The sequence below is a fragment of the Paenibacillus cookii genome (assembly GCF_018333375.1).
Classification (GTDB): Bacteria; Bacillota; Bacilli; order Paenibacillales; family Paenibacillaceae; genus Paenibacillus_AQ; species Paenibacillus_AQ cookii.
On sequence record NZ_BORW01000002.1, the window covers coordinates 177,573 to 199,613 of the forward strand.

The window sequence follows — 22,041 nt, forward strand, 5'->3', positions numbered from 1 at the left end:
TTTCGCTTCTTGTTTTATTTTTTGCAATGGGTTGGCCTTAGTTTTTTGTAGAGACCTGGCTCGTCTTAAATTTTTTCCAGGTGAGGACAAAGGAAAGGATTACCTGCCCCTTTAGCTGCATGAAACCGGCCGCCTTGAATGAAACTGAAGGCATACAACATTTCAGGAAAGCGGGGCATCGCCATGTATTTTTACAAGGAAGATTTGATCAACCTGATCGTACCGGATAAACCGGATCCTGCTGCCGCTAAGGTCCTGCAAGAAACGCTCGGCGGCCGTTTCGGCGAGATGCGGACCATGATGCAGTTCTTTTTCCAGAGCAACAACTTCCGGGGAAAAGACACCCGATACCGGGATTTGATCCGGGGCGTGTTTTTGGAGGAAATCAGCCATGTCGAGCTTGTGCAGCATACGATCAACCAGCTGCTGACAGGGGCCGGAGCTCCCGGACCGGGCAATGCCGGCATCGACGAAGCGCCGCTGGACGAGGCGATCAAACATGCGAACCCGCACCATTTTATCATGGGGGCTCAAAGCTCGCTGCCGGTCGATGCGGCGGGAAATCCATGGATGGGCAATTATGTATACGACCATGGCAACCTGGTAGCGAATCTGCTCGACAATCTCGTGCTGGAATCGACGGGCGTGCTGCAAAAATCAAGGATCTATGAAATGAGCTCGAACAAAACGTTCCGGGAAACGCTGGCTTTCCTGATCGTCCGCGACAATGCCCATCAAAACGCATTCGCCAAAGCGCTCGAAACGCTTGGAGTGGAGTGGGGCAAGCTCTTCCCGGTCCCGAATTACGATATCCATAAATATCCGGAATGCAAAAAATACGTGGATATGGGCTTCCATAACGCCCAATTCAATTTCCGGCTGGACGCAACGAGGATCGGCGAAATTTTCAGCGGCCAAACCCCAAGCCGAAACGGCGGCAGTCTCCAAGTCGTTCAGCCGCCCGAAGGCTTTCCGGTTCCGAATTTGCCGGAGCTTCCTAACGAGCACAGCCCCGGAATTCGCGATCTGAACGCCTAAGCCGGTTCGGGGAACAGGAGCCGGAATCGCTACGGATGAAGCAACCTGCTGCCGTATTCATCAGAGGCATACAAAAAGCCGTGCCATCATAGGCACAGCTTTTTTTGCTGTTTATCCGCATGTCCCCTCATTTTTGGTCAAATATCACTCCCGGCCCGCCAGGCTTCTTGCACGGAAATCCGCGCCTTGCTGCTTGTTTCAACCCCGGAGATCAATTCCTGCGGTAAGGCTCCAGTATTTTTCTCAGCATCCCTTTCACTTGCCTCATGGAAGAGGGGAGCTCTTTTTCGACCTGCTCCATCGAAGCAAAAGGGAACCCTTCCAGCAGCCCTCTAATGTTTGAGCGGATATAATCCTTGTTCGTTTTATGCTGCTGCAATAGCTTCTCAAAAACGGGAAGCAGCCTCAGATCCGGCACCCCTCCAAGGGCCTGCAGCGCCGTATGCTGCACTCGCGGATCGGGGTCTTCCAGGGCAGCCAGGAAGGCTTCTACGCAGCCGGCCTTAGCCTCTGACTTGCCTGCCAGATACAATGCCTGAACGCGAAACTCCTTGTGCGGGTGGCCAAAAAAAGGCAGCAGCATAGGCAGCATGTCCGCTCCGGAGTCGTGTAAAATCATGGTGACTAAGCGAAAGGACCGCTCGTCCGCCACGTCCGGCAACAAGGCGGCCAGCTCTTCAACAAAGCTTGCGTCCCCTTTCGGCCTATACCACTGGATCGACTCGAGCGCCGCCAATTGGCCTGCCATATCGCCGCTGCGAAGCATCTCCCGCAAAAGCGTCTTGGCCTGCCCGAATTTGAACTTGGCCAAAATTTGAAGCGCAGAGCGCCCGACTTCCCCCGGTTCCTCGGCATGCACGCCGCATAAAAAGCCGGCCGTTTCGTCCGTGATGTCCCGCAGCTTCAGCATGCCTTCGAGGGCTTCGATTTTGGCGGCAGGCGATGCGGCCGACCGGTATAATTCGGTCAATGCCCATTCATCCCCGCTCCGGCGCATGCCGAACCATGCGCTGTCGTATCCGGCGATGACTTCGTCGAGCCAGCGCTCGTACCAATCCAGAAAATTCGCTTCATATGTAAAAAAGGAAGAGCTCGGGTGGTCCAGATCCAAATAGACGACCTTCCCCCGGAACTCTCCGGTAACGACCAGCATCGTTTCGTACGAACAGCCCTGTTCGCCGATATTCAACAGGCCGCGGCAGAAATACGAATCGTCGCCGCACTCGTCCTCCAACGCCTCTGGCGGATCATTATCGCCACGCTGATGCTTTTTCGGTTCGGCCGAAGCTTCTTCGCGCGTCTTGGGGCGGAGCGGCGAAGGCAGCCCGATGCCGTCCAGGTCGATCGACTGCCTGGCGCCCAAGGGGTGTATGCCGTAATACGGCCCTGCCCCGCCGTTTCCGATTTCCGTCAAAAAAGCCGCATATTCTTCCGGCAGCTTGACGCCATGCGTGTTTTCGAACCGTTCCAATGCTTCTCGTCCGAGCGGCTCCTGGAGCCTATACTTATGAACGCGCGCGCCAAATACGCTGCATTCCGCATCGGCCGCCGCAGCCTTCCTCAGTTTTAGGCGGATGCGGGCCAGTTGTTCCATGGCCATGTTCCTCCTCCTTTTCCCGACTCTTAAAAACCGGCTCGCGGCTCTTTCGCTTTCTTCCAAAAGCCTTACGCCGTTTTTAAAGGGACTTGAAGCGCCGCGGCGATCGCCTGGATGCCCATCCCCTGTTCGCTCATCGCTTGAATGCGGCCGATCAGCGCGGCTTCTTGCGTTTGCGCAAAACGGTAAGCGGGATCCAGCAGCATGTTCCAGGTGTCCAGATCCGAATAAGCGTCCCCGTCCGCCATCGCTTGAACCTCGGCATCCAATCCGGCGCAGGTGACCCCCAACGGTGGAAGCTTGCCCGTGCGCCCTCATCGCCGGAAACCAGCGACCGGCCTTCCGCATCGACGGCGTATCCGACTTGCTCGGCAGCCAAACTCTCGGGGCCAAACAATTCAAAATGGACATACTCGCTTATCGCATCGCCCACAGCCTTCAGTTGCCCCAATTTTTCCTTTAGTTCCGGCCGGATCGTGCTCAACGCAAATCTCCCCTTCATTCACAGGTAAGCTGAACCGCTGACGCATGACGCTCCCGCGTTCCCGGCCCCCATTAAAAACATCCCGCAGTCTGGCCGGGCAACCATAGAGCCGGTGTTGTCGCTGGCTCAGCGATCTTCCATGGCGTCCGCGGATGCCCCTTTTTTCTGCAGCCCTTCGGCAAGCCGCCGCCAAAGCCGGTATTCCTCGTTGTGAGACCATTCCTCTTCGTCCATGTCGAGCCAATAGTCGGCTTCCATCAGTTCGTACATATCCAGCAGCGTAATCTCGGCGCAAGCCGGATTTTCGTAAGCCGCAATCATCGGCTCCGGACCGTCATCCCAGTTGTAGCCGTCCACGACGGCATGGATCAATTCCGGCGAAGACAGCTCCCGGATCCGGCTGCACATGTCGTCGATCGACTCTTCATACAAAATGCCGTCCACGATCTCCTGTTCCCGCGGATCCAAAGTTAGCCGCACCGCACCGTTGGTGCCCAGGAGCAGGTCCGCCATCGTTTTGTTCCTTCTTGCCGCATTCCACGCCGTCCCCAAAATGCCGTACGGAGAATCCAGACTCGCTCCGAATTCGAGCAGCAGTTTGACGGTCTCCGCCTGCTTAAATTTCACTGCTTTTTTTAAGGCGGTATCGCCCAGCTTGTCTTCCGCCTCCAAGTCCACCCCTTTTTCCAGCAAAATCCGGATTCCCTCGACGGGCATCCGGTTCGTGATGCAAAGCATCAGCGGGGTTCTTCCGCGGGCGTCCCGTTCGTTCGGATCAAGCAGATCCACGGCGCTGCGGATGGTGTCAAGTTCCTTCGTTTTGCTGATTTCCGTCCAGTCCATTTCCTCGTTCCTCATTTCGTTTTCTTCCGTATGGATGCGATCCTGTTCCAGGCAGGAAACGTTTAAAATTATCTGCGGCCCCTCTTCCGCGACCGCTTTTAGGCCATCCACTCCGATATCCGCAAAAGTTTGTCCTTTAGCGGCGGCGAAGCTTTTTTGGCAACCTGCGCGAGTTTGCCCGGGCTGCCGAATATCCGGTACAACACCGCTTCGCGCGGATAGCTTTTTATGTTTTCTAGCTCGGCCAACAGCGCGTCCGCCTGCTCCGGGCTGTCGATCGGGGCGGATTTGACCGGCTTTGCGGATTCGCTTCCCCCGAGCAGGATCGATACCCATACCGGCATCGTTTCGACCGAGAGCCCATGGGCTTCGATAAAAGCGTCCGCATAACCGTCCTGCATGGATTGATGCTCGGTGTCGACAAGCTTCATATATTGTTGCACCAATTCAAAATAGGCATCGCTGCATAAACCAAGCCCGAACACCGCATAAGTGCCCGGCATGACGGATTTTTCTCCCGGCTCCACGTCCCGGTACCAAGCGAACTCCTCCATCGCCAGCCCGGCGTATTCCGCCAGCTTCGGATATAGCGCAGGATAACGAAGCGCATTTCCGAAAAATTGGTGCAGCCGGGACTTGGCCAGTTTGGGAAGCGGCAGGAAATGTTTTTCCTTGCTTTTGAGCCCGAATCGATATCCTTTCGGAAAACCATTCTTCAACAGGTCGATGAGATATTCCAGCGCTTCGGCATAGGCTTCTTCCTCTTCGGACAAGATGCGGATTTCGATCGTCTGCAGCACGTCGTTGGCTTTCCCTTGGAACCGCCCGCTCCGGCGCATGCTCTCGAATCGTCCGCTGCCATGCGCCAAAAACGCTGCCGCCTGCTCCGACCCGAGCTGCACGGCAAGTTCGAGATACTGCTGCCGGGTATCCGGCTCCAAGGTTCCGATCTCCTGAGCGGCATACAGAAAAAACTCCAATTCGTCGGGAGCAGGCTCCCCGCGCCCGTCCGCCTCCTGAAGAACCCACGGCATGCCAAAGTCGCCGGTCCGCTGAAAATAACGGGGCAAAAACCGTTCCTGCGCCCATGCTTTGAACGCCGACACGCATTCGGCTTCCCATCCGGCCGCCCGCCCGGGGTTTTCCCGCAATTTGTCCCCGAGGCGCCGGATCAGCGGCTCGACGTTTTCCCGCTTCTGCTCGAACAGATCCGGGTTCAGAAGCAGGCGCGCAAAAAAGAATTCATCCTCCTTCGCCGGCCGCACCGGGAGATCGGACAGGATTTTCGTTTGGATGAACGCATCCAGACGCTGCCGGAGCCGAAGACGCTTCGCCTCGTTCACCAACACCTGCGAAAGCCGCAGCACATGGTCGTCCCGGTCAAATTCCAACACCAGCTCCAGACGGTAATCAAAAAATTGCGGATCATAAGGGCCATCCAAAAAAATCCGGTTCATCCGCTCAATGAAAGCAGGGAAAACCTCGTCCGCAAGAACCTCGTCCGTTAGCTCTTGAACGTAAGAGCCGGCCTCGGATTTATACGCGTCGTCGCTCCAATCGAACGGTTCAAAGACATCGATATGGGTGCGTCCGTATCCGCCGCCACCCTTCGGTTTTCTCCAGGCGACCCTCAGGTAGTCCTTCATGCCGGCCTGCAGGCTCCTTGGTTTGGGAAGCTCTCCGATTCTCCGGTTTTCCCGTTCATAAATTTCCGTCATTCGATGCCATACATCCTGCAAAAAAGCTTCGGCTGCCTGGTTCAACGTCAATAACCCTCCCTTGCGATGACCGCGGTTTTTTCTGGCTGGGCGAGCGGTCGCGGCGTTCCGAAGACCGCGACTTCAGAAGGATCGCGACGCTCCGTTAGCTTCGTGGAAAAAGCCGTCGGATCATCCACCGCCATCGGTTTGCCTTCTCCGGAACACGCTTATTTTCCGCTTGCCGGGGACTTCGTCACCCGATCGTCTCCACGACGTTCCCGTCCTGATCCTTAATGTGCGTTTTTAAGATTTGAATCGCGATGTTTTTTAACGCCGGAAGCTCGATCATATTTTCTTTAGGAAGCAAATTCCGGCTAAGCTCCGTCACGGTTTGCTCGTTCAAGGAAATGCGGAGCTCCCCGTCTTCGAACGCGGCGGCCGCTTGTTCCCCCGGTTCAAGCACGACCCTGACTTCAGGCCCCACCAAGGTTAAGCTTTTCCCTTTCAAAATCCGGCCGCGCAGCAGCTTGCCGACGATGCCGGCCTGCTTGGCACCGAGGCCGAGAACCGCCGGAGCCGTCCTGAACAGCCCTTTTTTGCCCGGAGTCCAGGACAACTGGTCGACGTACAGGAACCCCGTATTGGACCCATCTTCCTCCATGCCTTTCTCCACCGCTTCCGCAACGGCAGGCATCTTGAGGAGCGACTCGCGCCCCAAATCGGTGATGTACTGCGGCATGTACGGAAGTCCGGCGGCAAGCACCCCCAGCGTGTTCCAGGTTTGCATGGACTCGAGCTCATCTTTCGTGATGCCTACCATCTGAATGAATTCCACACGGCCGTTCGGCGTCTCAATGGCGGGAAGCTCCGGATCGTGCACGAAAGCGAGCGCCGTCAGCAACGTGTCGGAACCGAGGCAAATCGGCCCGTTAGCGTCCAAATAATCCCCGGACCGGAATACGTTGCCGCTTTTAAATACGTATCGTCCCATGTTTTGCAGCAGGTTCAGGGCCCAGGCCGGCGGTTCTTCCTCTTCCGGGCTCCGCGCAAGGCGAAACGTTAATTCGAACCCGTAGCCGCTTATTTCCGCGTCTTCGGTTTCTTTTTCGTACAGCTCCGAAAATCCGTACGTGACAACATGCCAATGAGGAACGGGCGTCTCGCTCTTATAGGCGCTAATGCCGTCCAGAGGATCCTGCCCGCCGAGCATGAACGGAAGAAGCGTTCCATAATGTTTTGGCTCCTGCTCCCCGTAAATGTTCGTCAATTGCTGTTCGATGGCATCCCAGCCGGATGTATTGTTTTCTTCGCTCATAGGTGGTACCCTCCATGTCCTTTTTTGGTTATCGTGCCATTTTCTTTTTAGTTTCGTTTATTGTTCGAGTGTTCGTTCCTTGCGAACGCGATCTCCTCGATGGTGCATCAGCATCAGCAGGACGGAAGCGGCAAACGCCGCCGACACGATCCAAATCGGAATGCGCGGATCCAGCTCGTAAGCCCAACCTCCGATGATGCCTGCCGGGGAAGTCAGCAACAGGATGAGCACCGACAGCATGGAAAAAACTTTGGCCCGTTTTTCGTCGTCGATCGCATTTTGCACGGCCGCCTCCAAATAAGGGGAGCTGATCATCAATCCGACGGCTGCCAAAACGGTGCTTAAACCGATCCATGCCAGGTTGGAAGTCGGCAGAATGACCAGCATGACGTTCGACAGGACGGATAAAGCAAAACCGGCCATCATGGCCCGGTTTGCGGCCTGTTCCGGAATTTTGGGCATGAGCAGCCATAACGTCAGCAGCATGATGACCGACGACACCGCCGGAAACAGGGATATCAGCCCGCTGTCGACATGCAAATAATCGGCCAAATACAGCGAGAGATACGTCGTTTTCATCGTCGCTTGGAAATTGAACAAAATATAAATGCCAAAAATGAGCAAAAGCGGTTTGCTGGCAAAAATATCGCGGATCGCCCCGCCGTAATCGATCAGGCTTTCTTTCAGGCCGAGCTCCCGCGTTTCCCGCATCTTGCGCAGGCCGATTTCCGTTTCGCGCGTCGTCAGGTGGCGGCCGACGAACTGAAAGGTCATCATCAGGAACGCCAGCACGTACATGATCCTTACGCCGGGCACAAGCCCAAACCGGTCGACGAGCAAGCCGCCAAGCGGGGCAAACAGTCCGCCGATGACGCTTATAATCTGCAGCAGCGTAAACACGTAGGTTCGATCGGAAGGTTTCGTATCCTCCACGACCAGGCAATAAAACGCGACATGAGGAACGCGCTGAAAGCCGTTGATGATCGCCGCGGCCAGGAAAAACCACACGTTTTGCGATACGGCCCATAAAATGGTCGCCAGGCTCCAGCTCAGCAGATCGAAATACAAAATCGCGGATTTCCGCCCCATTCGGTCGGTCAAGTACCCGCTGATGAAGGAAGAAAACACTTGGACGACGAGACCGATGGTGGTAATCCATCCGATGTTCGTCTCGGAAATGCCAAGGTTATGCATATAAAGCGTTGCATATGTACCAAACATGCTGTAAGGAATAAGAAAAAAGGGCTCGAACGCAAGGCATCCCCTGCTGTTCCCCTGCAAGCGGCTGAACCGTCGGCGCGACATACATTTCCTCCGAATCTTTGATGGTACCCATTCCTTTGGTATGCTGATCAGGGCAATTTTCTTCTGGGCTTCTTCGGCTGCGGCGGCCTCCATGCCACCAGAACGCCCGCTTCTCCCAAAATCCGGTTTACCTCTTCTAGCTGCCCGGCTTCGACTTCCCACATCCACAAATCTTCGCGGACCCGGCTAAATACGCCATGTTTCCGATCAGCCTGAATCCAGTCCCCAAGCGCGATTCCGCCAAGATCGATTTTTAAGTGCTCCGCATTCAACAGATTGCACGGGTATGCCATCCGCAGCATTTTGTCGACATAACGCGCCTGCCCGTTATACAAGCCCGGCGTTTCGCGGTTGAACGCAAAGCCGTTCTCGGTTGTAAACATCGTAGTGAAGTTATATCCCGCCGCATAATAAAAGGCAGCCGTCATGTTTTCGGCCGTATACAGAATGCCGTACGGAAAACGAACCCGCTCGGCGGTTTGCCGCATCCAACCCGTCAGCCTCCCGTAAATCCGGTCGATCCCGATATCGCAAAACGCGGCCATATGCGGAAAACTTCCGAATCCACCCGTTTGGTATTCAAATGCGGCGTTCCAAGGGGCTAAACCTTGCTGGTTGTAGAGCCAGAAGGCGGAAGCTTTCCCTTCGTCAAGCAACGCTTTCAACTTGTCAAAGGATACTTCCTTGATGTCATGGTCTCCTTCATGATCGCCGTTCTCGAGATATTCATAATAACCTGCGCTCGTAATCCGAATGCCCGTCGATTCGAAAAAAGCGCAGCCGATCTCCAGGGCTTCCGACGGACCAATACGGCCCGTATGATAAAAAGCCGCTCCCGTGCACATGAGCCCATCTCCTTTCCAAGAGAGTTGCGATTCTTTGAATTTCCTATGTATGTTGCAGCTTCAATCGAAAGAAACGTTTCGATACTTGGTGCTCTTGGGTGAATGTCGCATTTTTTGGGTACCCCGTAAGGTTATGAAGCTATGAAACTAAAAAATCAGGAAATCGGAATCCCTATTGCCCATTGGAAGATGAATAGAAGGAAGGGGGTTCCATAGCCTGATTATGTATTAGTATATAACCTTTGCGCTGCTGCATCAATTTCCCGGACGTGAAACGGCTTTAAACAGTGCTTTTGAACTGGAATGTTTAGTAGATTTCTCCTAACATTCGATTTTCCCTGTGCATGATGACGATAACCGAATAAACGTCTTTAGGCACGGAATTTTAAGGATTGCTCCCATCGTATGTATAGTACCGCCGGGTTTTTCTTCAACTCGGAAAATCTGTCGGACGAATTACATGATCAACACGCCTTTCTTTTCTTGAATTGTGAACCGCTTATCCCGTTGCTTGACCTAGCTGCTATTTTTACGGCGATGGGGCTAACCGATTGGGTTCGACCGGCTTGCTTAACCAATGCTCGTCGGTTTGCACGTGGTTTTTGCGGACGAATTTGGCCGCGCTTTGCTGAAAATCCTCGTATCGGAACGCGGACGCCAGCCTTACGACGTACCCTTCCTGCTCTCCGCCGCAGCGGGACAGCTTCGTGTAACAAGCTTTAGCCGCTTCTTCGCTCCATATCCCCCTGTACAATACCGGAACGGTCGACAGCCCAAGACGCGCCGCCCAACTTTCCGTTTCGTCCCAGGAAAGGCATACGTTGCGCTCGTTCCATACCGAAAACAGCATGAAATACGAAGGCAATGATACATATTCAATCGAATGCTTGGCATATACGTTTTCCCCGCATAACCGGTAGCCCTCCGGTATCAAATACCGGATCCCGCCATGCAGCGTTTTGACAAAGTGCCGGGACGGATGATCCTTGCTGTCAAGGGATCTGGCATGGATGTCGTCGGGGTACATCGTCGTGTTTTCCCCATCCATTTTTTCGGTAATGACCACTTCGCGGCCCGCAAAATGATCGGTGGTCCGCAAAATTCTGTCGTCGTCGGTATAGCTTCTTGACCATGGCAAATGCATCGTGCGCGGGTATTTTATTTTCATGTCCTTCACCTCCCGTGATGTGATCACGCCAAGCGGATGCGCTTCAAGATCGCGGCGCACGCTTATTTGGCAAACGTGTCGGCTTCGGCGAAAAAATAAAGCTCTGCCAGCAGGTCCTCGCCGAGCAGGTGGTAAATCCTCGACGCTCCGGCATCGCCGCCATGCAAAATATCCATATGGAAGCTGACCAAATGGACGACATGCAAAACGAATCCTTCGTCATATCCGAGCTCCTGCAGCACATGGGCGGCGATAGCCGCAGATACATGCTCATGCCCGTAATACGAGTAATAGCCGCGGGATGCTTTCCATACTTTGCTGAACGGCTTGCCTATGTCATGGAACAATGCGGCCAACTGCATGGCAAGCAAATGCTCCCCTTCGTAGCAGGCGTTCAAATATTCCAGGACGGCATACGTATGTTCCGACAGCGTCTTGGAATGATGCGGATTTTCCTGGTCGAAGCCAAGCATCGTGCGAAAATGCGGATACGCCGACAAATACGCAAAAAGCGTGCCATGATCCGGCCGGCTGGCCAGCAGCTGCTCCAGCGTCCCGCGCCGAAGTCCCGTTGCCGACGGAAAATGCACCAAATGCAGTTTCTCGAAACCTTCGCCTGCGGCGGGGAATTCGAAACTTTTGGCGTATTTCTCCAATATCCGCTCGCCGACCCGGCGTTTCCTTGCCTGATCGCGCTGCGCGGTCACTTCATGCGGCGTCGTCAGCACATGGCATTCCACCGGCACGTCCCTGAATCGTTTCAAAAATTTCAACCTGCGGTCGCGGCTCACGTTCGTGGCGTCAAAAATGACGTTTCGTCCGGATTCGAGCGCCTTCCCGATCTCCGAATAAGCTTCATCAAAGACCAAGTATGCGTTTTTTTGAATCGTATCGCTGCCGAACAACCTTTCGCGGATGGCGTCCGTCGCAACCACTGCGGCGCGCTGGCGTTTGCTCAATTCTTTCGCGTAATGGCTTTTTCCGCTGCCCGGGAGGCCGACCAGCATATGAATCGTGCTCATCGTTATCACCTCCTTTCGCGCACCTTTTTCCGGTGCTTTCTTTTATACGCGGTCTTCGGCGATTTTGTTTCATGCGGATTCCAAACTTTTCACATGCGCGCTGCCGGAAGACCGGGCCTAAAGCCGTTATGCCCCCCGAAAAAGCAAGCGGGGCGAAGCAGTTTTTCACCTCTGCTTACGCCCCGGTTATGAAAGCCGTCTTGTATCTTATTGAACCGTGTTTCCGTTGTTCACGTTACATCTTCGGCAGCTCGCCGGCCTGTGCAGGCGTCAGGGCCCCGTCATAAATGCGAAGGTCGTCGATCAGCCCTTTGAACGGCGCATCCCACCAGTTGACTCCCAGGCTGAACACCGCATCCCCGCCGCCGAAAATGTCAGGGAAATTCGTTCCTTTAAATTTCTGAACCCCGTTCACGTAAAGCGTTAACGTGCCGCGGTCCACGGAAAATGCCAGATGGGTCCATTCCCCGGCCGGAACCGTCATTCCCGCCGGTCCGTCGTACCAGCTCGCGCTGCCCGACCATACCATCGTGTTGTCCTTCACCGGACCGCGCGGCACCAGGCTTACCCAATGCTCGCTGTCTTTGGCGCCGAAGAAGGTCGGGGTATACGTCGTCAGCTCCTCCGGTTTCACCCAGAGGGAGACGGAATACGTGTTGCTTGCAATGAGCCCTTTCGGCAGCCGGATTCCGGATTTGCCGTCAAAACGCGCCGCTTGACCGTTTTTGCCTTCGGCAAACGTGATGCTGCCTCCGGTCTTGTCGATCCGGTCCCCGGAAACGGCGCCCGCTTCAAAGCGTCCGGCTTCTTCGGACAGGTTTCCGTCAAACCCGTAACGGGCGCTTAGCTCCGCCTTGACGTACGGAAGGACGGTAACGTCAAAACGCTTCGTCAGCTTCTCTTTCCCGCGCGCGATCGTTGCGGTTAGAACCGCCGAAACCGCGGAGCCCTCTTCCGGACGGTGCACTTCCCCTTTGGAGGACACGACGGACGGGTCGGAGCTCTCCCAGGAAATGGCCGTATGCCGCGTACCTTCGGCAGGCAGGGCCAAATCGGAAACGACCTTCGACGTATCCCCGAGGTTCAAATCTTGATAAACGGCCTGGATGATTTGTTTGTCGGTTTGCTCTTCCAGCTTGCTTCCCCATACGGCTACGCCTTCGCTTGAGGTCGCCGTAAACGTCATGACCCGGCGTTCGGACACCGGATCCCATTCCCCGACGAATACGCCCGTATAAGTCTTGCCGCCAATCGTAAGCTCGGCCGCGTTATGCCCCGTCTTTTTCCATGTGCCGGTTGCGTCGCCGGAGACGGTATTGTTTTTCTCCAGCTTGATATATTTCGCCCGCTCAATCGCCGGGTTCGTTTCTTTGCCGTGGTTGATGAATTTGTATTCGCCGATCAGCTCCTGACGGTCAACCTTCTCCAAGGATTCGCCCGTATACCGGTATGGAGCGACGACCGGCCAGCCGTCCGCATTCGTGAAAATCTGATGCACCCGCAGCTCATGCGCCTCGCCCATGTTCGGGAAACGGGTATGGAATACCAGAAAGCGCTTGCCGGTTTTTTCGTCGATCATGACGGAGTTGTGTCCGGGAGAAACGTACCCCACGCCGATGCCCGTCCCCGGATCGCCTATGTCGCGCTGGAACAGGTAGTTCCCCATCAGTTTGTTCCCGTACAGCGCGTTGTCGGTATCGCCCGGCAGAACGGCGCTTTGTCCGCCGGCATCCACGTAAGATCCGTCGGGATTTTTCGAACGGAATACGCGCATGTTGTACCCGCCGTCGGCGCCCAGCCATCCGTAGGTCATATACAGGTAATAGTATCCGGTCTCCTTGTCGTAAATGACGTAAGGTCCTTCGCCGGATTTGCCGAATCCGCCGGCGATTTTCGTTCCGAAATACCGGTCGACGAGGCGTCCGTCAGCCGTTTTGCCGTCTTTTCCCGGATACATCGCTTTGCCGGTTTTCTCGTCGATCTCCAGCACGAAGATGCCGCCGGACCACGAGCCGTAACTCATCCAAAGCTTGCCGTCCTTGTCGCGGAACAGGTTCGGATCGATCGCGTTCGGATAGGTGCCGTTGGCGTAAGATCCGTCCGGGTTAAACCAGTGTTCATTCGCTCCGGACAACGTACCGCCTTCGATCAGCTTTTGGATGTTCGTATTCGTCCATTTTTTGTTGACCTGGCTGTCTTTGTCCTTGGCATCGTTCCGGGTGAATCCGGAGTAGACGAGGGTGCCTGCATCGGTGTACGGGCCTTCGATGTTTTGCGACACTGCAAAACCGATCGCGGACCGGATATACGTCGAGGACGTGCAGTAATAGAGCATGTAAGCGCCTTTGGAGCCGTCGGCGTTGATGTAGTTTTCGTTCCAGAACACTTCGGGCGCCCAGACCGCAAATCCCCCTTTGCTGTCCGAATCGTTTTCTCCCGCCCAGGCGAACGGCTCCGCGAGATTTTTGGACAGATCCCCGTACAGCGCATTCCCCGGCGTCGTGTAGCCGTTCGTAAAGCGGGTCCAGTTCTGCAAATCCTTCGATTTGGCCGCCTCGATGTGCGAACCGAATACATAATAGGTGTCCCCGTCCTTCACGATCGATGGGTCGTGCACGGATACGTTCGTAAACACGGGTTTGCTTCCTCCCTGGTTTTCCGGTTTCCCCGCTTTGCCGCTGCCGGCGGCAGCTCCTGCCCCATTTTGTCCAAACGCCGGCCCCGTTAACGATGCAAACAGCATCAACGCGGCGAGCGCCGATACGCTTTTTCTTTTCATTTATGCCTCTCCTCTCTTGTCCTTCCGTAACTGAACGATTCCTTTCTGCACCGCATTTCCTTTATGTACCCCGGCTGCATCCCCTTTCTTGCATCCCTTCGAATAATGAAACGCTTACAACTAAAGTTGTATTTTATTTGAAACTAATTAAAACATTTTAGATAATGGTATATTAAATCAATTTAAAATTCAATACTGTAGCAAATATATTTTTACGACCTTTGGTTAAAAATCAAGCTACTATAAGCCGAAAAAGAATAAAATTCATGATCGCCTTGGCATTATATTTTTGCACGCCGAAAGTGACGTTCGTTTTTCATTTAACAAATAACTAAAACAAAAAATGGAAGATGCCGCATCACCCCGTTTAAGGAGGACCAACACATCACATACCGCAGATTTTATATTGACATTCGATATAACAGATCTTAATATATCGTTAGATGATATATCGAAACTCATTATATTTCGGAGGAAAACACCGTTGAAATCACCTCAACAGATGCTGCCGCTGACCGAAGCTTTTTATTATATATTGATTGCCTTGTACAAAGAGCCCGCGCATGGTTACGGGATCATGCAGGATACGGAAAAAATGAGCGGCGGCAGAGTGAAAATCGGCGCGGGAACGCTGTACACAGCGCTGAATACGTTGCTGAAAAAAGGACTGATCGATCATTATCCTATGCCTGAAGGCTCGGACCCCCGGCGTAAAATGTACCAAATTACACCTGACGGAAAAAACGTTGTCGCTGCGGAAATCGTTCGGCTGAAGGAGCTTCTGGCGGCAGGCGAACAGGTAGTAAATGAAACGAAGGAGTGACGAATGCATGGGTGAGCATTTGGAGAAAAGATTCCGCTTCACGACAAGCTGGAACTATGAGAAAGAAGAAGAATGGTTAAATGAATTGTCCGCTCAGGGGCTCCACCTTAAGAAAGCGGGGACATTCCATAGCTTATTCACGCGCAATCCTTCGGTACGGTACACCTACCGTTTGGATTATCAGCCCGGACTCGGGACGGAACGCCTGCAGGAATACAAGGATTTGTATGAAGACGCCGGATGGGAATATGTATCTTCTTACAAAGGCGCGTGGCATTATTTCCGCACGGAATGGGAATCGGGTGACCTCCCGAAGCTGTATACGGATACCGAATCTTTGACCGAGCATTACAAAAAAATTCAGCGCGTCATCGGAATATTGATGCTTACGAATGTCATCATTTTCTCAACCAATATGGTCAATGTATTGAACCATTACAGCGGGGTGTGGGGAATCATCCTTCCTGTAGCCTGCATTTACGTGCTTTTATTCGGTTTGTTGGGGTACGGTTATGTGAAAACAGGGAAAAAGATCAAAAAAATAACCTCCTAACGACTATCGTCGCCGCGTTTTTGCAAAATTCTTGTAAAGCAAAAAAACGAATGAAACACTAGGCTTCATCCGTTTTAGCATCATCATGCGTGAGCGCGCTCATCAAAAACTTGTATACTTCCGCTTCGTCGATATGGTCGTCCGCGCCGATAATGCGCTGAATCTGCAGTCCATTCTTGAACAACGCCAACATGCGTGAAGCCTTTCTCGCATCGATCGTGGCAGGAATGCCTCCATGCTGTTGCCCGACCTCGATCCATTTCGTGGAAGACTCGATGGAAGCTTCGTAATGCCGTTTCAAAATATCCGCCACGGCGGGTTTATCTTTGTTGCTCAGCAAATACATGAAGATCAGGGTGGTTGCGTTGTCGGCCGCCCCGACCCTCCCGATCCGCTGCGACAGCGCGTTCATCGGGCCTTGAAGCCCTTCGTCGCCGCCTGGGGATTTTTCGACGGATTCATAAAAACGCTGGTTCGTTTTTTCCAATCCCGCCTCCAAAATCATGCCGAAAAGCTCATCTTTGCTTTTGACGTAGTGATAGATCGCTCCTTTGGTCAATCCGGCCCGGTCCGCGATATCCTGAAGCGTCGTCGCCCGGCACCCCTTTTCCAATATCATCTCTTCCGCAGTGTCTAGCAGCAGTTTTAAGCTTTCATTCATTGGTTTGTCTATGGACATGATATGGTTAACCTCCCTATTACGGTGTCACGCCGGTATTGCGCGCAGCCTGTTTTTTTATTTTTCTGACATAGGCGATATTCCACCAAATCGCCAACGCGATGATGCCATAAGTGAAAAAAGGCGAAATCGCAAGGAAAGCCGGCACCGACAAACTGTAAACAAGCACCACTTTGACGCCTGCCTCCAGCAGCAAGCAAACGCCCCAGACTCCGGTCATCAAACGGAACCTGCGCCGATAAACCGGAGATTGGTTCCACTTCTGCTCCATGTTCGGATCATGCCCCGTAAATCTGTCGGCAAAATAATAAATGAGCGGCCGGGCAAAACAGAGCGAACCTAAAAACAAAATCCCCATGATCCCGGTCACATAGGATTCGCGCAGCAGGATGAAACGTTCGTCGCCGCCAACGAGAACGGCAATGCCCCCAAGAATAAGGCCCAAAAAGATAAAGCTGGAGAATGCATCCACTTTGCGCGACTTGATCAGGCTGTAAACGGAATCGAAAAGCGGAACGACGGAAGCGACGGACAAAGCGACAATGCTGCTAGTATGCGGGATAAGCATGGTGTAAATCAAGTAAGGCAGCACGATATTCAAAACCAGAGTAACGATGATGGCTCGACGAGTTTTCATAGTTATCCCCCTTCCTCTTCATTAAATAATTCATTCGTGTACAAACCGTGAAACCCATACGGAATATGATGCGGGACGACTGCCCTGCCAAGCTCTTCAAACGTAACCGCATCAAGCGCAAGCAGGTAGGAGCTTCCGCCATCGCCGTCCAATACGACGGACAAAATGACGCCATCGTCTTCGCTTGAAGCATGGGGCGTGGCCACAAACACGGGCTCCCCCGGATAATGACCTTCCTGAAACCAGGTTTTTGCCGTTCCGAAGTGCGTATCCACCTTGACCAACTGATTCTCTATGCTTTCGGGACGATTCCGGTTGGTGCTGGTACCATAGGCGTATCGGTATTCCGCTGCGTTCGACCAGCGATAATGAATCCCTGGAAATTCCATCGTTTCCTCGGATAAGCGTTCAACGGCCGCCACGGTTTTCCCGGGCGACAATCTGAACCGCAGCATCGCCGGCTGATTGGAGGGGTTATACGCCGATTCGCTCAAATGCCCGGGATTGATCGAGCCCATGGAGATTTTTTTCATCGCACACGCATCAATAAAAATGTCGCCTTGCTTTTCGTATGCATTGATCAGATGGAACGAAAAGCAAGAATCGCTTTCGAAAACACGTTCAAGCTTGCCGCTGTTCTTGCCGACCACGAGAAAACGGGTTCCTCTTTCAGGCATCCAGTGCATGCTGTCCGCGATCGATTTCTCGCCTTGCATCAATTCGAGTGGATTGAAGATCAGCGGAAATTCCACGAGGACGATATAGTTTTCCGTCATGGCAAAACTGTGCATATACGCAGGCGCTGTCGTCTCCACCGTGCCGATCAGCTTGCGGCGGCGGGTCCCATCAGGCATCCCGTACACATGGTAGGAACAAGTTCGGCCGAACTGGACCGTGAAATTAAACAAGCTTTTGCGGCGAAAATCGTAATGAGGATGAGCCGTTGTGTAATGTGCGGGCAGGTCGTCCTCGTAAGGGAGAACGCCGATCGTTCCCAGTGAGCAAGGATCGAAGGCGACGATGTCGGGCGATTCGGTCAGGGCTGCAAAGTGATGGTCAATCCGGGTGACGCTGACATTGGCGTTATAGCCTTTGGCCCCGGAAGACGAAGGGGAGGCGAATCCCGATAACGTCTGCCCGTTTGTCATGGCCCGATCGTAGGCCGGCGTACGCAGAAAACGATTCGAGTACGTCACGCAGCCGTGGTCAATCGCAAATTTATGAATCATTGCGAGTCCATCGAACAGATGGCTTTCCATAAACTTGGCCGGTCCGTTCCGGAATAAAGTTCCCGACAGCCATTCCGGGAAGATCCCTTGAATATGAAGCGGCTCCCGTTCAAGCTCTTGTTTCAAATCGGTAAACAGCCATTTCGATCCGTTGCTCAACCTGGATCATCCTCTCCCATTGATTTTTAAACGTCATACTTGTTTGCTGATCGTAATTATTCGGCAAAAGCTTCAACATACCTTCGGTAGGTATCTCAAATTTTACATACCTACCGAAGGTATGTCAACAGGTTTTGGAAATTTTTTTTGCAATCCGCATTTGGATCGCTTCAAAAAAACAAGCTAACCAGGCGCGGGGATTCCGGGGGAACGTTTGCGCTGGTTAGCTTCAGTTTTGCTGCCGTTCTATTTTTCGTTCACGTCAAATTGCTTAATAGGAATCACTCTCGTGGCCTTTACGCTCCGCTTCCTTCACCGCCTCGTGTGTTCCGGTCGCACCTAGCGGGCCGTGGTCATTGCTAGCCCCATGCCGCTTGAGTCCTTCGGCAACGCGGCGCCCGTAATCCGGGTCGCATTTCGTCAAATGCTCGATCATCTTGTTCTGAATGACCGGTTTGCAGGAAGAGAGACCGTTCACCAGATTGCTGATCAGCTCGTCTTTTTCGAAATCGCTGAACGCCCGGTACGTTTCCCCTGCCTGCTTGTAATCATTCGTCCGGTCGATGCTCTCGCGCACCAGCTTTCCTTCGACGTGAGGCGTATAGTCGGCGCTCGTTCGGGCTGCCTCCTGCAGCCCGTTTAACGAAGATGGCTCGTAATTGACGTGCGGGTTTTGGCCGGGAGCCAGGTCCACATGGTACGTCATTTGCCCGTCGCGCTGGTTGGTCGCTACGCGCTTTTTCGGCGCATTGATCGGCAGCTGCAAGTAGTTCGCGCCGACGCGGTATCGTTGGGTGTCGGAATAGGACAACGTGCGGCCTTGCAGCATTTTGTCATCGGAAAAATCCAGACCGTCCACGAGAACGCCGGTTCCGAACGCCGCTTGCTCGACCTCCGCGAAATAGTTCTCCGGATTTTTGTTCAGCACCATCCGCCCGACCGGAAGCCACGGAATTTGCTCTTTCGGCCACAGCTTCGTATCGTCCAGCGGGTCAAAATCCAGTTCCGGGTGTTCGTCGTCGCTCAAAATCTGCACGAACAGCTCCCATTCCGGATAGTCGCCGCGTTCGATCGCCTCGTACAAATCCTGCGTCGCATGGTTGAAATTTTTCGCCTGAATCGCTTCGGCTTCCTTCTGGGTCAAATTTTTGATGCCCTGCTTCGGCTCCCAATGGTATTTGACGAGCACCGCTTCCCCCTTGTCGTTCACCCATTTGTAGGTATTCACCCCGGAACCCTGCATTTGCCGGTAGTTGGCCGGAATCCCCCATGGGGATTGCACGAACGTCACCATGTGCAGCGTTTCCGGCGAGTTGGAGCAAAAGTCGAAAAAGCGTTCGTTGTCCTGAATGTTCGTCACCGGATCGGGTTTGAAGGCATGGATCATATCGGGGAATTTGATGGCATCGCGGATAAAGAAGATTTTCAGGTTGTTGCCCACCAAATCCCAGTTGCCGTCTTCCGTATAGAATTTGACGGCAAATCCTCTCGGGTCGCGCAGCGTTTCCGGGGAATGCCCGCCATGTATAACGCTTGAGAAACGGACAAAAACGGGAGTTCTTTTGCCTTCCCCCTGAAATAGCTTGGCCCGGGTATATTTTGAAACCGGCTCGTCTCCCACCTTCCCGTAGGATTCGAAATAGCCGTGCGCGCCCGCGCCACGGGCATGCACCACCCGCTCCGGCACGCGTTCCCGGTCGAAATGGGTGATTTTTTCGATGAATTGATAATTTTCCAGCGTCGCAGGCCCGCGGTTGCCCACGGTCCGGATGCTTTGATTGTTGGTAACCGGATGGCCCTGACGCGTAGTCAGCGTCATGTCGTCTTCCCCAGTGCCCATCCGCCGGTCCAGCGCATCGCCCGTGCCCGTGACCGAAGTTCCGTGTTCTGATGGTTTTTGTTCGTTCGCCATTAGGTCGTCGCCCTCCATAAAAGCAAAATTTTGCCTTGTATACTCTCGTCTCAAGGTAGATTTGCCAAAGGGATTTCTTTTTATACGGATGGAATGCCGTCTCCCCGTTCTCCGCCAAGTTTATGAAGTCTGTGGGGCTTCGGCCGGCCTTGGAATTTGCTTATTGACAAATGAGGATCTGCATCGTTATGATCTAGTTAGAATTCTAACTAGTTTGGGGTGCATGAACGTGTCGGAGCGAAAATCCGAGTGGAAATGGCAGAACGGTCCCATCGGGCGGTTGATGAAGATGGGGTACATTACGCTTCGCAAGGATGTCGAGGAAATGTTGAAACCCTTGGGGCTGACGCATACGCAGTGGAGCGCGCTGCGCATCATCCGGCAATTTCCGGGCATCACTTCCTCCCAAATCGAGCCGATCCTGATGATCGAACGTCCCAGCGTGACGAGCCTGATGAACGGCCTGGAGAAAAAAGGGCTCATCGTGCGCAAGGATCACCCTGAAGACGGCCGGTTCAAGCTGATCTTCTTGACCGACGAAGGCGTGCGGACGGCCGATGAAACGGAGCGGTTTGCCGCGGACGTCGAAAACAAGGTCAAGGCTGGCTTAACGCCCGAGGAGTTCGACTCGTTGAAGAAGCTGTTGGTCAAAATGGTCGGAATATTCGAGAAGCGGTAAAATCCGCTTTTTTCGCCCAAGTAGTTAGAATTCTAATTAGTTTGTTGAAAGGAGAGCATTTGAAATGGATGTATTGGATCAACATGGGAAACAACCGCGCTTTCATTGGCTCGGCTTCCATCATACCGCCTTGGTAACCCCGGATTTGGATGCAACGATTCGCTTTTATGAGGATGTTCTCGGCATGAAAGCCGGCAACATTTACCCGGCGATGAAACAGCGCGGCAGGCATTGCTTTATCAAGCCGGGCGACACCGATGCATGGGGGCTCCATTTTTTTGAATACCCCGATGCCGAAATAACCTCAAGCGCCGATGCGATCCGCCGGCTGATGGACGATCCGGGTTCTGCGGACTTGTACCGATTCGTGCCGGGAGCGCTGCAGCATATCGCGTTTGCGTTGGCTTCCGAGCAAGAGGCCATGACACTGCGCCAAACGCTGCAGCAGCAAGGCACCGTTATGACGGACATTTACGGGCAAGGCGCCATCCGCAATTTTATATTCGTCGATCAGAACGGCGTACAAATCGAAGCCGCGTGGGAGGTAGAATAACATGCGTTTAAACCATTTGAATCTATGCGTCGGCGACCTGGCCGAAGCCAAAGAGCTATTTCAAAACCTGTTCGATTTCGAATTGGAGCAGCAAAAAGGAGACGCCATGCTGGTCATGAACGACCGCTGCGGCTTCACGCTCGTCGCAAGCAATCCGCAAGCATTTGGAGGCGAGGCGCCGGCCTACCCGGAAGGATTCCACCTGGGATTCATCGTCGACACGCCCGAATAAGTGGACCGTTTCTGCGACCGGTTGGCCGCTTCTCGCTGGCATGACGGGACCCTGCCGCAGCCGCGCAATATCCGGGGCGGGTATACGCTGTATTTTACGGCCTTGGGAGGAGTCATGTTCGAGGTGACCTGTTTTGAGCGGAAGCAAGGACTGGAGAAGTAACATCTTTGGGGAAGGTTCACTATTCTGTTGTACGGCCGAGCGGCCGGCGTTGAAAGCGGGGAAGGCCGTAGCGGGATCGAGCAAGATGCCCGAAAGCGGTCTTCTTTTTGTTGGTTTTTGTTTTTCCTAAGAAGATGGAATGTCTGATTTTTAACGAAAATGGACGGTTTTTTGCATGTGAATCCGGCGGCGAACGTCCTATTATGTGATTGGGATTCGCTTTTGCCAATTTTTGCATGGGGGGGATGTCCGGTCCGGAATACGTGACGTTTGGGTTTTGTTGATGCGCCATGGAACCGCATTTTGTTTTGCAAACGCTTTCCATCG

The 22,041-nt window shown here is 53.6% G+C and carries 21 protein-coding genes; 6 read left to right on the forward strand and 15 right to left on the reverse strand.

Going from position 1 to position 22,041, the window contains the following annotated elements:
* Nucleotides 1–183 precede the first annotated feature (183 nt).
* Complete coding sequence (locus tag KI367_RS03670; RefSeq protein ID WP_212947669.1) at nt 184–1,038, forward strand: manganese catalase family protein; 855 nt, start codon at nt 184–186, stop codon at nt 1,036–1,038.
* Between the two features lie 211 nt (nt 1,039–1,249).
* Here the strand turns inward: KI367_RS03670 and KI367_RS03675 are convergent, their stop codons facing one another.
* The 11 genes from KI367_RS03675 to KI367_RS03725 form a co-directional block, all read right to left on the reverse strand.
* A complete protein-coding gene (locus KI367_RS03675) occupies nt 1,250–2,638 on the reverse strand; it encodes an SMI1/KNR4 family protein (RefSeq protein WP_212947671.1) in 1,389 nt (462 codons plus the stop codon).
* 65 nt (nt 2,639–2,703) lie between these two features.
* The gene (locus tag KI367_RS03680) at nt 2,704–2,925 is read right to left on the reverse strand and encodes a hypothetical protein (RefSeq protein WP_212947673.1); all 222 of its coding nucleotides are present in this window, start codon (nt 2,923–2,925) and stop codon (nt 2,704–2,706) included.
* Between the two features lie 320 nt (nt 2,926–3,245).
* Nucleotides 3,246–3,977, reverse strand: a complete 732-nt coding sequence (locus tag KI367_RS03685) for a DUF4274 domain-containing protein (protein ID WP_246536578.1) — start codon at nt 3,975–3,977, stop codon at nt 3,246–3,248.
* A gap of 83 nt (nt 3,978–4,060) precedes the next feature.
* Entirely contained in the window at nt 4,061–5,725 is a 1,665-nt protein-coding gene (locus KI367_RS03690; protein WP_212947675.1) for a DUF6138 family protein, read from the reverse strand.
* 2 nt (nt 5,726–5,727) lie between these two features.
* Nucleotides 5,728–5,865, reverse strand: a complete 138-nt coding sequence (locus tag KI367_RS03695) for a hypothetical protein (RefSeq protein ID WP_212947676.1) — start codon at nt 5,863–5,865, stop codon at nt 5,728–5,730.
* A gap of 50 nt (nt 5,866–5,915) precedes the next feature.
* Nucleotides 5,916–6,977 carry a suppressor of fused domain protein gene (locus KI367_RS03700; protein ID WP_212947678.1) on the reverse strand — a complete coding sequence of 354 codons (1,062 nt, stop codon included), beginning with the start codon at nt 6,975–6,977 and terminating at the stop codon, nt 5,916–5,918.
* Nucleotides 6,978–7,034: 57 nt separating this feature from the next.
* On the reverse strand, nt 7,035–8,282 hold the full coding sequence (locus KI367_RS03705; RefSeq protein WP_212947679.1) for an MFS transporter: 1,248 nt from the start codon (nt 8,280–8,282) through the stop codon (nt 7,035–7,037).
* Between the two features lie 47 nt (nt 8,283–8,329).
* Nucleotides 8,330–9,127 carry a hypothetical protein gene (locus KI367_RS03710; RefSeq protein ID WP_212947680.1) on the reverse strand — a complete coding sequence of 266 codons (798 nt, stop codon included), beginning with the start codon at nt 9,125–9,127 and terminating at the stop codon, nt 8,330–8,332.
* 529 nt (nt 9,128–9,656) lie between these two features.
* Nucleotides 9,657–10,295, reverse strand: coding sequence for an RNA ligase family protein (locus tag KI367_RS03715; RefSeq protein ID WP_212947681.1), 639 nt, complete (start codon nt 10,293–10,295; stop codon nt 9,657–9,659).
* Between the two features lie 62 nt (nt 10,296–10,357).
* A complete protein-coding gene (locus tag KI367_RS03720; RefSeq protein WP_036714068.1) occupies nt 10,358–11,317 on the reverse strand; it encodes an AAA family ATPase in 960 nt (319 codons plus the stop codon).
* A 235-nt stretch (nt 11,318–11,552) separates the two neighbouring features.
* Nucleotides 11,553–14,096: a LamG-like jellyroll fold domain-containing protein gene (locus KI367_RS03725; protein WP_212947682.1), complete on the reverse strand. Its 2,544-nt coding sequence runs from the start codon at nt 14,094–14,096 to the stop codon at nt 11,553–11,555.
* Between the two features lie 484 nt (nt 14,097–14,580).
* Between KI367_RS03725 and KI367_RS03730 the strand changes: the two genes are divergently transcribed.
* The gene (locus KI367_RS03730; RefSeq protein ID WP_306433213.1) at nt 14,581–14,919 is read left to right on the forward strand and encodes a PadR family transcriptional regulator; all 339 of its coding nucleotides are present in this window, start codon (nt 14,581–14,583) and stop codon (nt 14,917–14,919) included.
* Nucleotides 14,920–14,926: 7 nt separating this feature from the next.
* Complete coding sequence (locus KI367_RS03735; RefSeq protein WP_212947683.1) at nt 14,927–15,472, forward strand: DUF2812 domain-containing protein; 546 nt, start codon at nt 14,927–14,929, stop codon at nt 15,470–15,472.
* A 58-nt stretch (nt 15,473–15,530) separates the two neighbouring features.
* Here the strand turns inward: KI367_RS03735 and KI367_RS03740 are convergent, their stop codons facing one another.
* From KI367_RS03740 to KI367_RS03755, 4 genes are all read right to left on the reverse strand, one after another.
* Nucleotides 15,531–16,151 carry a TetR/AcrR family transcriptional regulator gene (locus KI367_RS03740; RefSeq protein WP_052147297.1) on the reverse strand — a complete coding sequence of 207 codons (621 nt, stop codon included), beginning with the start codon at nt 16,149–16,151 and terminating at the stop codon, nt 15,531–15,533.
* A 19-nt stretch (nt 16,152–16,170) separates the two neighbouring features.
* Nucleotides 16,171–16,788 (reverse strand): VC0807 family protein, encoded by a 618-nt coding sequence (locus KI367_RS03745; RefSeq protein ID WP_036714078.1) that lies wholly within the window; start codon nt 16,786–16,788, stop codon nt 16,171–16,173.
* Nucleotides 16,789–16,790: 2 nt separating this feature from the next.
* Nucleotides 16,791–18,176, reverse strand: a complete 1,386-nt coding sequence (locus tag KI367_RS03750; RefSeq protein WP_036714080.1) for a carotenoid oxygenase family protein — start codon at nt 18,174–18,176, stop codon at nt 16,791–16,793.
* A 271-nt stretch (nt 18,177–18,447) separates the two neighbouring features.
* Entirely contained in the window at nt 18,448–20,016 is a 1,569-nt protein-coding gene (locus KI367_RS03755) for a catalase (RefSeq protein WP_373316199.1), read from the reverse strand.
* A 301-nt stretch (nt 20,017–20,317) separates the two neighbouring features.
* Between KI367_RS03755 and KI367_RS03760 the strand changes: the two genes are divergently transcribed.
* From KI367_RS03760 to KI367_RS03770, 3 genes are all read left to right on the forward strand, one after another.
* Nucleotides 20,318–20,767 (forward strand): MarR family winged helix-turn-helix transcriptional regulator, encoded by a 450-nt coding sequence (locus KI367_RS03760; protein ID WP_373316195.1) that lies wholly within the window; start codon nt 20,318–20,320, stop codon nt 20,765–20,767.
* Between the two features lie 64 nt (nt 20,768–20,831).
* The gene (locus tag KI367_RS03765; RefSeq protein WP_052147298.1) at nt 20,832–21,320 is read left to right on the forward strand and encodes a VOC family protein; all 489 of its coding nucleotides are present in this window, start codon (nt 20,832–20,834) and stop codon (nt 21,318–21,320) included.
* A 1-nt stretch (nt 21,321) separates the two neighbouring features.
* The gene (locus KI367_RS03770; protein ID WP_212947685.1) at nt 21,322–21,552 is read left to right on the forward strand and encodes a VOC family protein; all 231 of its coding nucleotides are present in this window, start codon (nt 21,322–21,324) and stop codon (nt 21,550–21,552) included.
* The last annotated feature ends 489 nt before the right edge of the window (nt 21,553–22,041 follow it).